The organism is Pseudomonas sp. GW821-FHT09D08 (assembly GCF_059416305.1).
Window position 1 is genome coordinate 19,150 of the sequence record NZ_JBWKOX010000030.1, and the last position, 11,951, is coordinate 31,100.

The 11,951-nt window shown below is 61.1% G+C and carries 12 protein-coding genes; 9 read left to right on the top strand and 3 right to left on the bottom strand.

What is annotated here, in order from left to right; all coding sequences use genetic code 11:
- The first annotated feature begins 52 nt into the window (after positions 1–52).
- A complete protein-coding gene (locus AC07OP_RS29510; protein WP_495101307.1) occupies positions 53–1,606 on the top strand; it encodes a glycoside hydrolase family 17 protein in 1,554 nt (517 codons plus the stop codon).
- Positions 1,607–1,685: 79 nt separating this feature from the next.
- Here AC07OP_RS29510 and AC07OP_RS29515 read toward each other — a convergent pair whose 3' ends face one another.
- Positions 1,686–2,054: a hypothetical protein gene (locus tag AC07OP_RS29515; protein WP_065924484.1), complete on the bottom strand. Its 369-nt coding sequence runs from the start codon at positions 2,052–2,054 to the stop codon at positions 1,686–1,688.
- Between the two features lie 236 nt (positions 2,055–2,290).
- On the opposite strand from AC07OP_RS29515, the gene AC07OP_RS29520 reads away from it, so the two are divergent.
- The 4 genes from AC07OP_RS29520 (at position 2,291) to AC07OP_RS29535 (ending at position 5,765) form a co-directional block, all read left to right on the top strand.
- A complete protein-coding gene (locus tag AC07OP_RS29520) occupies positions 2,291–3,589 on the top strand; it encodes a serine/threonine protein kinase (protein ID WP_065939932.1) in 1,299 nt (432 codons plus the stop codon).
- On the top strand, positions 3,582–4,370 hold the full coding sequence (locus AC07OP_RS29525; protein WP_065924483.1) for an MlaA family lipoprotein: 789 nt from the start codon (positions 3,582–3,584) through the stop codon (positions 4,368–4,370). The genes AC07OP_RS29520 and AC07OP_RS29525 overlap by 8 nt, the downstream gene beginning before the upstream one ends.
- Before the next feature lie 369 nt (positions 4,371–4,739).
- Positions 4,740–5,030: a hypothetical protein gene (locus AC07OP_RS29530; protein ID WP_495101306.1), complete on the top strand. Its 291-nt coding sequence runs from the start codon at positions 4,740–4,742 to the stop codon at positions 5,028–5,030.
- Between the two features lie 231 nt (positions 5,031–5,261).
- Complete coding sequence (locus AC07OP_RS29535; protein ID WP_115488106.1) at positions 5,262–5,765, top strand: hypothetical protein; 504 nt, start codon at positions 5,262–5,264, stop codon at positions 5,763–5,765.
- A gap of 72 nt (positions 5,766–5,837) precedes the next feature.
- On the opposite strand, the gene AC07OP_RS29540 is transcribed toward AC07OP_RS29535, so the two are convergent.
- A complete protein-coding gene (locus AC07OP_RS29540; RefSeq protein ID WP_495101305.1) occupies positions 5,838–6,752 on the bottom strand; it encodes a DUF808 domain-containing protein in 915 nt (304 codons plus the stop codon).
- A 135-nt stretch (positions 6,753–6,887) separates the two neighbouring features.
- On the opposite strand from AC07OP_RS29540, the gene AC07OP_RS29545 reads away from it, so the two are divergent.
- Entirely contained in the window at positions 6,888–7,493 is a 606-nt protein-coding gene (locus AC07OP_RS29545) for a TetR/AcrR family transcriptional regulator (protein WP_065939935.1), read from the top strand.
- A 119-nt stretch (positions 7,494–7,612) separates the two neighbouring features.
- Here AC07OP_RS29545 and AC07OP_RS29550 read toward each other — a convergent pair whose 3' ends face one another.
- Positions 7,613–8,053 carry a GlcG/HbpS family heme-binding protein gene (locus AC07OP_RS29550; protein WP_495101304.1) on the bottom strand — a complete coding sequence of 147 codons (441 nt, stop codon included), beginning with the start codon at positions 8,051–8,053 and terminating at the stop codon, positions 7,613–7,615.
- 256 nt (positions 8,054–8,309) lie between these two features.
- On the opposite strand from AC07OP_RS29550, the gene gcl reads away from it, so the two are divergent.
- From gcl to AC07OP_RS29565, 3 genes are all read left to right on the top strand, one after another.
- The gene (gcl, locus tag AC07OP_RS29555) at positions 8,310–10,085 is read left to right on the top strand and encodes a glyoxylate carboligase (RefSeq protein ID WP_495101303.1); all 1,776 of its coding nucleotides are present in this window, start codon (positions 8,310–8,312) and stop codon (positions 10,083–10,085) included.
- Between the two features lie 10 nt (positions 10,086–10,095).
- Positions 10,096–10,878, top strand: a complete 783-nt coding sequence (gene hyi / locus AC07OP_RS29560) for a hydroxypyruvate isomerase (RefSeq protein ID WP_495101302.1) — start codon at positions 10,096–10,098, stop codon at positions 10,876–10,878.
- 182 nt (positions 10,879–11,060) lie between these two features.
- Positions 11,061–11,951 (top strand): 2-hydroxy-3-oxopropionate reductase, encoded by an 891-nt coding sequence (locus tag AC07OP_RS29565; RefSeq protein WP_495101301.1) that lies wholly within the window; start codon positions 11,061–11,063, stop codon positions 11,949–11,951.

Sequence of the window (11,951 nt, forward strand, 5' to 3'; positions counted from 1 at the left end):
TAGCGCAAATCCGGGTAAGATGCGCGCCTTTGCTCCCCCAGATAAGCCGACCATGCCCGCCACTGCCCGCTTCCCTGCCTTGCCCTATTGCTTCGCTTTGATCCTCGGCCTGCTGACCCTTGTCGGTTACTGGTATGGCCTCGGCCGGCCGGTGGTGCTGCCGGATGTGGCCAGTGCCAGTCACAAACTGCAATGCGCGTCGTACACACCGTTCGACAAGGACCAATCGCCCTTCGACCAACCGTTCACACTGCGCCCCGCGCGCATGGACGCCGACCTCGCCCTGCTGGCCACCCGCTTCGAGTGCATCCGCACCTACTCCATGACCGGCCTGGAAGCCTTGCCGGACCTGGCGCGTAAGCACGGCCTGAAGGTGATGGCGGGCGCCTGGGTCAGCAGCGACCCGGTCGCAACCGAAAAAGAGGTCGACCAACTGATCGCCTCGGCGAATGCCAACCCCGATGTGGTCACCTCGGTGATCGTCGGCAACGAAGCGCTGCTGCGCAAGGAAGTCACCGCCAAACAGCTGGTGGCGCTGATCCATAAGGTCAAAAGCCAGATCAAGCAGCCGGTTACCTACGCCGACGTCTGGGAGTTCTGGCTGCAGCACCCGGAAATCGCTCCGGCGGTGGACTTCCTGACCATCCACCTGCTGCCCTACTGGGAAGATGACCCCTCCGGTATCGACCAGGCCCTCAAGCATGTGGGCGATGTACGCCAGACTTTTGGCAACAAATTCGCGCTCAAGGACATATTGATCGGCGAGACCGGCTGGCCCAGCGAAGGCCGCCAACGCGAAACCGCGGTACCGAGTCGTGTCAACGAAGCCAAGTTCATGCGTGGCTTCGTGGCCATGGCCGAGGCCAATGGCTGGCACTACAACCTGATCGAAGCGTTTGACCAGCCGTGGAAGCGCGCCAGTGAAGGTGCCGTGGGCGGTTACTGGGGCCTGTTCGATGCCGACCGTCAGGACAAGGGCATCCTCGCCGGGCCGGTGACCAATGTGCCGCACTGGCCGCTGTGGCTGGGGGTCGGCGGGATTATCCTGCTGGGCACGCTGGTGCTCGGTGGTCGCGTCCGCAGCACGCGCGCCGCGATCGCCCTGCCCCTGCTGGGTGCTGTGGCTGCCTGCGCCATCGGCACCTGGGCCGAACTGACCCGCGTGACTGCGCGCTTCAACGATGAGTGGGCATGGGCCGGTTTACTCGTGGCGCTGAACCTGCTGGTGCTGGCCCACGCGGCCCTGGCCCTGAGTGCCCGTGAAGGCTGGCGCGAACGCCTGTTCAACTGGCTGGAACAACGCGCCGGCTGGCTGGTGGCAATCGCCGGGTTCGCGGGCGCCGTAATGATGCTGGCACTGGTGTTTGACCCACGCTACCGCAGCTTCCCGAGTGCGGCGCTGCTGCTGCCGGCGTTGGTGTATCTGGTTCGTCCGGTGGCCGGGCCACGCCGGGAGATTGCCTTGCTGACCTTTATCATCGGGGCCGGCATTGCGCCACAGCTGTACCGTGAAGGCCTGCTGAACCAGCAGGCGTGGGGTTGGGCGGTGGTCAGTGGGTTGATGGTTGTGGCTTTGTGGCGGTGCTTGCGGATGCGCAAGGCTTAAGAGCGCCATCGGGGCAAGCCCCCTCCCACCTTTGGACTGCGTTCTCATGTGGGAGGGGGCTTGCCCCCGATTGGCTTGATCAGGCGCGCCGCGACTGCCTGACCAACCGCAACCCCGCAATCACCACCGCAAACACCGCAAACGAGGTGTTGTACAACGCCAGGGCCGGTAGCCCGAACACCAGCCCCAGCACCGCCAAGCCCCATCCCGCACGGCCCGGTACGAAAAACGCCAGCACCGAGGTCACCAGCGCGGCCCAGCCCAGCACCTTGAAGTGAATCATCAAGCCCAGGTTCGAACGTACCTGGCATTCCCAGCGGCTGGCCTCGTCGGCACAAATGCCGACCCACTGGCCATCTTCCATAAAGCCGTAACGCGCGCCATAACTGGCAGCCAGCCATAACGGCAGGGCAATAAGCAGCAAAATCAACGGCAAGCGGCGGGACATGGAGCACTCCGATAGGCAAAAACGGCGCTCAGCTTAATGCGCCGGCGGCCGTTAGCAAGGTGCGTACACACAATTAGTGTTCACTAATGCATGGCAAAGTGTATCGTCTCGCTACTATTACCCCGAATCCGACGTTATTTTCCGACTTTTCGTGCCGAGGGCTGGCACTTCGGTGGCAACGCGGTGGTCATAGCCTGCGAACTTCATTTAGCACGTTTCCTCTTAGGGATTAAGTCATGCTCCGTTCCTTGCGCTGTGCTGCTCTGCTGGGCAGCCTTTTTTTGAGTGCGTCAGCACTGGCCGTCGATATCGACCAAGCCAGCTATGGCTACCCTTTGACCAACCCGTTCGAAGCGACCATCGCCACCACCCCGCCCGACCTTCGGCCGACATTGCCGACCGACGACCAGATCAACCAGTCCGACTACACCCTGAACATGCGCCCCGAGCGCGAGTTCAGCCTGCCGGACAATTTCTGGGCAGTGAAGAAGCTCACTTACCGCATCGCCAAGCAGGACCGCGCCGCGCCGCTGATCTTCCTGATCGCGGGCACCGGTGCGCGGTTTGACAGCAGCATCAACGAATACCTGAAAAAACTGTATTACCAGGCCGGCTACCACGTGGTGCAACTGTCGTCGCCCACCAGCTTCGACTTCATCGCCTCGGCATCGCGCTTCGCCACCCCCGGCATCAGCCAGGAAGATGCCGAAGACATGTACCGCGTGATGCAAGCCGTGCGCGCCCAGAACGCTTCGCTGCCGGTGACCGACTTCTACCTCACCGGCTACAGCCTCGGTGCGCTGGATGCGGCGTTTGTCAGCAAGCTCGACGAGACCCGCCGCAGCTTCAACTTCAAGAAAGTGTTGCTGCTCAACCCGCCGGTCAACCTCTACACCTCGATCACCAACCTCGACAAGCTGGTACAGACCGAGGTCAAGGGCATCAACAACACCACCACCTTCTATGAACTGGTGTTGAACAAGCTGACCCGTTACTTCCAGCAAAAGGGCTACATCGACCTCAACGACGCCCTGCTCTACGACTTCCAGCAATCCAAGCAGCACCTGACCAACGAACAGATGGCCATGCTGATCGGCACCTCGTTCCGCTTCTCGGCGGCCGACATCGCCTTTACTTCGGACCTGATCAACCGCCGTGGCCTGATCATCCCGCCGAAGTACCCGATCAGCGAAGGCACCAGCCTCACGCCGTTCCTCAAGCGTGCGCTGCAATGCGACTTCGATTGCTACCTCACCGAACAGGTGATCCCGATGTGGCGCGCCCGCTCCGACGGCGGCAGCCTGCTGCAACTGGTTGACCAGGTCAGCCTGTACGCCCTCAAGGACTACCTCCACGCCAGCCCGAAAATCGCCGTCATGCACAACGCCGACGACGTGATCCTCGGCCCGGGCGACCTGGGCTTCCTGCGCAAGACCTTCGGCGATCGCTTGACCGTCTACCCCCTGGGCGGCCATTGCGGCAACCTCAATTACCGCGTCAACGCCGACGCCATGCTGGAGTTCTTCCGTGGCTAAATATCTTCTGCTGCTTGCCGCCCTGATGTGCGCAGGCGTTGCCAACGCCGACAACAGCAAGGCTCACGCGCCTGTGGTGATGGACTCCGACGGATTCAAGGAGCCGTTGAGCAAACTCAAGTTCAACCCGGGCCTGGACCAACGCGAATTCGAACGCTCGTCGGTCAACGCCCTCAACGTGTATGACCCGCTCGAATCGTGGAACCGCCGCGTGTACCACTTCAACTACCGCTTTGACCAATGGGTGTTCCTGCCGGTGGTCGACGGTTACCGCTACGTCACGCCAAGCTTCCTGCGCACCGGCGTGAGCAACTTCTTCAACAACTTGGGCGACGTCCCCAACCTGTTGAACAGCTTGCTGCAGCTCAAAGGCCACCGTTCCCTGGAAACCACCGGGCGCCTGCTGCTCAACACCACCGTCGGCGTCGCCGGCCTGTGGGACCCGGCGACCGCCATGGGGCTGCCGCGCCAGAGTGAAGACTTCGGCCAGACCCTGGGCTTCTACGGCGTGCCCGGCGGGGCCTACCTGGTGCTGCCGATCTTCGGCCCGTCGAACCTGCGCGACACCGGCGGCTTGCTGGTGGACTACACCGCCGAGTCCCAGATCAACTTCCTCAACGTCTCCGAAGTCAGCTCCAACCACCCGGAAATCTGGGCCCTGCGCGCGGTGGACAAGCGCTACCAGACCAGCTTCCGCTACGGTCAGATGAACTCGCCGTTCGAGTATGAGAAGGTGCGGTATATCTATACGGAATCACGCAAGTTGCAGATTGCCGAGTAAATAACGCCGACAAAAAAGGCCATTCGAATGAATGGCCTTTTTTTTGCGCGAAGTGGCGGTAACAGCAGCATGACGGGAACCAGCCGCACAGCCACGCCACACAGAGTCCAGGTCCCCCACAGACAAGCCTGACAAACATCAGGCGGATGAGGCGGTTACCCACCTTGAACTTTGAGTGGATATTTCAATATGACGCAATCTATTTCCTCCAGCCCTTCCTCCGCCCCTACTGCGTATAGCCCTCAAGCAGCCGAACCGCAGGCATCGAAGAACGCTGGCACGGGCGCTCCCACAGGTGCTTATGGCAGGCCTGCCGGCGATCACCGCGGCGCAGAAAAAATCTTCAGCGATAATCCGGCGCTCAAAGACGTGCTCAAACAGGACGGCCCTTTCTCCAACGACTTTCTTAACAAGCTCAAAAAGCAGACCGGCGATTGGGGCCCCGCCAACGACAATTCTGAATCCCGTGCGGATGCGGCCTATAACCTGTCGGAAGTGGTGAACCACATCGATGGTCGCGAAGGCCTCAAGCGGCAGGGTTCATCGCAACAAGGCGATCACCGCATGCAGGGCTTTGGCCAGTTCGGCAGTGTGTCCACCGGTTCCGAAGCGCAGTTGCTCAAGGCTTTCAGCGAAAAAGGCTACAGCGCCTTGCAATAACCCCCTGAAGTAAACGCGGCGGGCGTGCCGCTGAACTCAAGTGCTCAGGGTACGCCTCGGGACCGTGTACACCGATACTCACGAGCTTGACGTAAACCGGTAATTTCCCCGACACGCAGACCACTAGATTTCCTAGGTCTACGGGAACCGTTTCATTCGGGAAAACCACTTAAGGCGCGAACCCACGGGTTCCCAATCAGACGCCTAATCATTGAAAAACGGAAAACCTTGATGGATGTAAACAACTCCAGCGGCTCCAATCAATACAATACCGGATACGCCCAGGCAAACGGCCCGGCAGGCTCCCAGTCGTCGACAGGCCAGCAGGGGCACGCCTCTATCAGTGCGCCTACCGGCAATACGGGCAGGGCACCTGGCGATCATCGCAGCGTCGACGCCATTACCAACACCCCGCTTTTTGCGAGCGCGCGCGAAGCGCTCAAGGATGACAAACTGACGGGGATCAAGTCTCAGACAGGCGATTGGGACGACATGAATGCGTCGAACGATACTCGGGCCGACCGGGCCGCAAATGCCGAGCGCGTATTCCAATACGCCGATGCCAAGGGCGGCACCGAGTCGACACCCAATAACAACCAGATAGAAGGGACGCTTTACACCCGACCAATGACTGCAAGCGCCTCCTCTGACAGTAGCTATGACTACGTGAAAGGTTCAGAAGCAAACACGCTTTACAACTTCGAGCAGAATGGCTACAAGGCCTTCGCCCAGTAATCGGCAAGGTTGCAGGCGGCGGGCGTGACGACGCGCGCTGCGCTGATACACGTCGGTGGCCTGACCGAAATGTCAGGCCCTCGCAGTACGCCACAACCGACCGACCACCGACACCACCACCAATACCGCCGCCCCGGCGACAATCCCCACACCCGCGTTCAACAGGGTCGGCATCAGCCACGCCACCCCACCGACACTCTGGCTCACCGTTTCCACCCAATGATGCACCACCGGCACACCATGGGTAAGGATGCCACCGCCGACCATGAACATCGCCGCCGTGCCGATCACCGACAGGCTCTTCATCATGTACGGTGCCGCGCGCAGAATGCCGCCACCGATACTGCGAGCCATCTGGCCAGGCTTCTGGGTAAGCCACAGGCCCAGGTCATCCAGCTTGACGATGCCAGCTACAAGCCCGTAGACGCCGATGGTCATGACGATGGCGATGCCCGACAGGACAATCACTTGCTGCATCAACGGCGCATCGGCCACGGTGCCGAGGGTGATGGCGATGATTTCCGCAGAGAGGATGAAGTCAGTCCGGATCGCGCCTTTGATCTTGTCCTTTTCAAAAGCCACCAGATCAGTAGCCGGGTTAGCCACCGCTTCAACCAACTGCGCATGGTCGGCCTGGACTTCAGCCTTGCTGTGCAGGAATTTATGCGCGAGCTTCTCGAAACCTTCGAAACACAGGTAGGCGCCGCCGAGCATCAACAACGGTGTCACGGCCCAGGGAGCGAAGGCGCTGATCAACAACGCGGTGGGCACCAGGATCAACTTGTTGATGAAGGAACCCTTGGCAACGGCCCATACCACCGGGATTTCCCGCTCGGCACGCACACCGGAAACCTGCTGGGCGTTGAGCGCCAGGTCATCGCCGAGCACCCCGGCGGTTTTCTTGGCGGCCATCTTGGTCATCAGGGCAACATCGTCGAGGACGGTGGCAATGTCGTCGATCAGTACCAGTAAGCTGCTTCCTGCCATGAAACGCACTTCCGTAAGAGAAAAGATGACGCGAGCATAGCGCGGCGCAAGGCGTTGCGGACACATTGTTGAGGCTCGCGGATAGCCGGTGCTAACATGCCCGACCGCCTGCACTGGCAAGGAAAACCCTGGTTTATGAGCACCATTCGCGAGCGCAACAAAGAAAAGATCCTGCGGGCGGCAAGCGAGGAGTTTGCCGACAAGGGCTTCGCCGCGACCAAAACCAGCGACATCGCCGCCAAGGCCGGGCTGCCCAAGCCCAACGTGTATTACTACTTCAAGTCCAAGGACAACCTCTACCGCGAGGTGCTCGAAAGCATTATCGAGCCGATCCTGGCGGCATCCACGCCGTTCAACCCCGAGGGCGAGCCTTCAGCGGTACTGAGCAACTACATCCGCTCGAAAATCCGCATCTCCCGCGACCTGCCCTTCGCCTCCAAGGTGTTCGCCAGCGAAATCATGCATGGCGCACCGCACCTGAGTGCCGAGCAGGTCCAACAACTCAATGCCCAGGCCAAGCACAATATCGACTGCATCCAGAGCTGGGTGGATCGCGGGTTGATTGCAGCTATCGACCCTCATCACCTGATGTTCAGCATCTGGGCGGCGACGCAGACCTATGCGGATTTCGACTGGCAGATTTCCGCGGTGACCGGCAAAGCCAAGCTGGATGAGGCCGATTATGAAGCGGCGGCGCAGACGATTATTCGGTTGGTGCTCAAGGGCTGTGCGCCGGACTGATGCACCGAGATGCCTATGCCAATCGGGGGCAAGCCCCCTCCCACCTATTGAACCGTGAATACGCTCAAGACTGTGGGAGGGGGCTTGCTCCCGATGAGGCCCTTACAGTCACACGCGACTCACGCTGACACCCCCGCATCCGCCCTCAGCCCCAGCCCCTCGATCGCCGTGATCGCACACTGCTCATCAATATCCGACGTATCCCCGCTGATCCCGATCGCCCCCAGTACCGCCCCCGCCTGATCCCGAATCAACACCCCACCCGGCGCCGGCACCACGCTGCCTTGCCCCAGGCTGTTCAACGCCGCGATAAACGCAGGCCGTTGCTGTGCGTCCAGCGCCAGCAAGCGCGAGCCCTTGCCCAGCGCAATCGCGCCCCAGGCCTTGCCGATGGCGATTTGCGGGCGCAGTAGGCTGGCGCCGTCTTCGCGCTGCACGGTGATCAGGTGGCCACCGCTGTCGAGCACCGCAACGGTCAGCGGTGCGGCTGAGATCGTGCGCCCTGCGCTGAGGGCCTGGCCGGCCAGTTGGGTGGCAATCTTCAAGGTTAAAGCGCTCATGGTGCCGTCCTTCTTTTGTTATTGGGAAAGCGGTGGAGGTCTGTTTGATCAGATGCTCGATCAAACAAATAGAACACAATGATATTTATTTTTGTATACAATATTTTCAAACAAAGGCTCCATACGTCGAAAAAAGCGGTTCCGACGAACGCAAAGACCAACCAATAAAATGGATTGACCTGTGCCTCCCGCCGTGAATACACTTTGGACAGACACCACTTGTATACAATTACAAAACGCAAGAGGCACCAAAATCATGAGCAAAATGAGAGCAATCGAAGCCGCCGTCCTCGTCATGCGCCGTGAAGGCGTGGACACCGCCTTCGGTATCCCAGGCGCTGCGATCAACCCGCTGTACTCAGCCTTGCAGAAGGTGGGTGGCATCGATCACGTCCTTGCTCGCCACGTTGAAGGCGCCTCGCACATGGCCGAGGGTTACACCCGCACCAAGGCCGGCAATATCGGCGTGTGCATCGGCACCTCGGGCCCGGCGGGCACCGACATGGTCACCGGCCTCTACAGCGCCTCCGCCGACTCGATCCCGATCCTGTGCATCACCGGCCAGGCACCGCGGGCCCGCCTGCACAAGGAAGATTTCCAGGCCGTGGACATCACCAGCATCGTCAAGCCGGTGACCAAGTGGGCGACCACCGTCCTCGAGCCGGGCCAAGTGCCGTATGCGTTCCAGAAAGCCTTCTATGAAATGCGCTCCGGCCGCCCTGGTCCGGTGCTGATCGACCTGCCGTTCGACGTGCAGATGGCCGAGATCGAATTCGATATCGACGCCTACCAGCCGCTGCCACTGGCCAAGCCATTGGCCACCCGCATCCAGGTCGAAAAGGCCCTGGCCCTGCTGGATCAGGCGGAACGCCCGTTGCTGGTGAGCGGCGGCGGTGTGATCAACGCCGACGCCAGCGAGCTGTTGGTGGAGTTCGCCGAACTGACCGGCATCCCGGTGATCCCGACGCTGATGGGCTGGGGCACCATTCCCGACGATCACCCACAGATGGTCGGTATGGTTGGCCTGCAAACCTCCCACCGCTACGGCAACGCGACGCTGCTCAAATCGGACGTGGTACTGGGTATCGGTAACCGTTGGGCCAACCGCCACACCGGTTCGGTCGAGGTCTACACCGAAGGGCGTAAATTCATTCACGTCGACATCGAGCCGACGCAGATTGGCCGCGTATTCACCCCGGACCTGGGCATCGTGTCCGACGCCGGCTCCGCGCTGACGATGTTCATCGAAGTCGCCCGCGAGTGGAAAGCCGCCGGCAAGCTCAAGGACCGCAGCGCCTGGCTGCATGACTGCCAGCAGCGCAAGGCGACCCTGCAGCGCAAGACCCACTTCGACAACGTGCCGGTCAAGCCGCAACGGGTGTACGAAGAGATGAACCAGGTGTTCGGCAAAGACACCTGCTACGTCAGCACCATCGGCCTGTCGCAGATTGCCGGCGCGCAGTTCCTGCATGTGTACAAGCCCCGCCACTGGATCAACTGCGGCCAGGCCGGCCCGTTGGGCTGGACCATTCCTGCGGCGCTGGGCGTGGTCAAGGCCGACTCTAGCCGCAAGGTGGTGGCGCTGTCCGGCGACTATGACTTCCAGTTCATGATCGAAGAACTGGCCGTGGGCGCGCAGTTCAAGCTGCCGTACATCCACGTGGTGGTGAACAACTCTTACCTGGGGCTGATCCGCCAGGCCCAGCGCGGGTTTGAAATGGACTACTGCGTGCAGTTGTCTTTCGACAACCTCAACGCACCAGAGCTGAACGGCTATGGCGTCGACCACGTTGCCGTCGCTGAAGGCCTGGGTTGCAAGGCCCTGCGCGTGTTCGAGCCAGGGCAAATCCAGCCGGCATTGCGCCGCGCCGAGGAAATGATCGAAGAGTTCAAGGTGCCGGTGATCGTCGAGATCATTCTGGAGCGCGTGACCAATATTTCCATGGGCACCGAGATCAACGCCGTCAACGAATTCGAAGACCTGGCCCTGGTCGGCAACGATGCGCCGACCGCCATTTCCCTGCTCGATTAAGGAGAACCCTATGCCACGCTTTGCCGCCAACCTGTCCATGCTGTTTACCGAGCAGGACTTTCTCGCGCGCTTCAAGGCTGCTGCCGATGCCGGTTTCCAGGGTGTCGAGTACCTGTTCCCCTATGAATTCAGCTCGGCTGAAATCAAGGCCCAGCTCGATACCCATGGCCTGACCCAGGTGCTGTTCAACCTGCCGGCCGGTGACTGGGCCAAGGGCGAACGCGGCCTGGCGTGCCACCCGGACCGGGTCGAGGAGTTCCGCGCCGGGGTCACCCTGGCCATCGCCTACGCCCAGGTGCTGGGCAATACCCAGATCAACTGCCTGGCGGGGATTCGGCCCCAGGGTGTGGATGATGAAACCGTGGAAAGGACCTTTGTCGCCAACCTCAAGTACGCCGCCGACAAGCTGCAGGCGGCGGGCATCAAGCTGGTGATGGAAGCGATCAACACCCGCGACATTCCGGGTTTCTACCTCAACAACACTGCACAGGCCCTGTCGATTCGCGAACAGGTGGGCAGTGACAACCTGTTCCTGCAGTACGACATCTACCACATGCAAATCATGGAAGGCGACCTGGCCCGGACCATGGCGGCGCATCTGGAGGAGATCAATCACATCCAGCTGGCGGACAACCCTGGGCGCAATGAGCCGGGAACCGGGGAGATCAACTACCGCTTCCTGTTCGAACATCTGGACCGCATCGGGTACGCGGGCTGGGTCGGCTGTGAGTACAAGCCGCTGACCACCACCGAAGCGGGTTTGGGCTGGCTTAAAGCCCACAACGCCATCTAACCAACACCACACAAAACCTTGTGGGAGGGGGTTGCTGTAGTGAGGGGGCTTGTCCCCCGACGGGTTCACCACAGACCCCATGGGGCTGCTACGCAGCCAGCGCGGGACAAGCCCGCTCACCACAACAAGCCCCTCACCACTGCAAGCCCAGCGCCCACAGAGCATAAAAAGAGGATTTCATCATGGCTAAAATCGGATTTATCGGCACCGGCATCATGGGCCAACCCATGGCCGCAAACCTGCAGAAAGCCGGTCATCAACTGTTGCTTTCCGAACACCACGGCAAGGCACCGGCCGAGCTGATCAGCGCCGGCGCAGTGGCCCTGGCCACCCCGCAGCAAGTGGCCCAGGAAGCCGAGTTCATTATCGTCATGGTCCCCGACACCCCGCAGGTCGACGACGTGCTGTTCCGCGCCGACGGTGTGGCCGCGGGCCTGTCGCCGAACAAGGTGGTGATCGACATGAGTTCGATCTCTCCCACAGCCACCAAGGCGTTTGCGGCGAAGATCAACGAGCACGGCGCGCAGTACCTCGACGCCCCGGTGTCCGGCGGTGAAGTCGGCGCCAAGGCCGGTACCTTGAGCATCATGGTCGGTGGCGAACCACAGACCTTCGAACGTGCCCTGCCGCTGTTCAAGAGCATGGGCAAGAACATCACCCTGGTGGGCGGCAATGGCGATGGCCAGACCGCCAAAGTGGCCAACCAGATCATCGTCGCGCTGAATATCCAGGCGGTGGCCGAAGCGCTGCTGTTCGCCTCCAGGAACGGCGCCGACCCGGCCAAGGTGCGTGAAGCGCTGATGGGCGGCTTTGCCTCATCAAAGATCCTCGAAGTGCACGGCGAACGCATGATCAAGGGCACCTTCGATCCGGGTTTCCGCATCAACCTGCACCAGAAGGACCTGAACCTGGCCCTGGCCGGTGCCAGGGAACTGGGGATCAACCTGCCGAACACCGCCGGCACCCAGCAGGTGTTCAGCACCTGCGCGGCGCTTGGCGGCGGTAACTGGGACCACTCGGCGCTGATCAAGGGGTTGGAGCATATGGCGAACTTTTCGATTCGCGATAAGTAA

Bases quoted from the DNA above. Each gene is read 5' to 3' on its own strand.
- AC07OP_RS29510 (WP_495101307.1), top strand. From the start codon at position 53: ATGCCCGCCACTGCCCGCTTCCCTGCCTTGCCCTATTGCTTCGCTTTG.
- AC07OP_RS29515 (WP_065924484.1), bottom strand. From the start codon at position 2,054: ATGTCCCGCCGCTTGCCGTTGATTTTGCTGCTTATTGCCCTGCCGTTA.
- AC07OP_RS29520 (WP_065939932.1), top strand. From the start codon at position 2,291: ATGCTCCGTTCCTTGCGCTGTGCTGCTCTGCTGGGCAGCCTTTTTTTG.
- AC07OP_RS29535 (WP_115488106.1), top strand. From the start codon at position 5,262: ATGGATGTAAACAACTCCAGCGGCTCCAATCAATACAATACCGGATAC.
- AC07OP_RS29540 (WP_495101305.1), bottom strand. From the start codon at position 6,752: ATGGCAGGAAGCAGCTTACTGGTACTGATCGACGACATTGCCACCGTC.
- AC07OP_RS29545 (WP_065939935.1), top strand. From the start codon at position 6,888: ATGAGCACCATTCGCGAGCGCAACAAAGAAAAGATCCTGCGGGCGGCA.
- AC07OP_RS29550 (WP_495101304.1), bottom strand. From the start codon at position 8,053: ATGAGCGCTTTAACCTTGAAGATTGCCACCCAACTGGCCGGCCAGGCC.
- gcl (WP_495101303.1), top strand. From the start codon at position 8,310: ATGAGCAAAATGAGAGCAATCGAAGCCGCCGTCCTCGTCATGCGCCGT.
- hyi (WP_495101302.1), top strand. From the start codon at position 10,096: ATGCCACGCTTTGCCGCCAACCTGTCCATGCTGTTTACCGAGCAGGAC.
- AC07OP_RS29565 (WP_495101301.1), top strand. From the start codon at position 11,061: ATGGCTAAAATCGGATTTATCGGCACCGGCATCATGGGCCAACCCATG.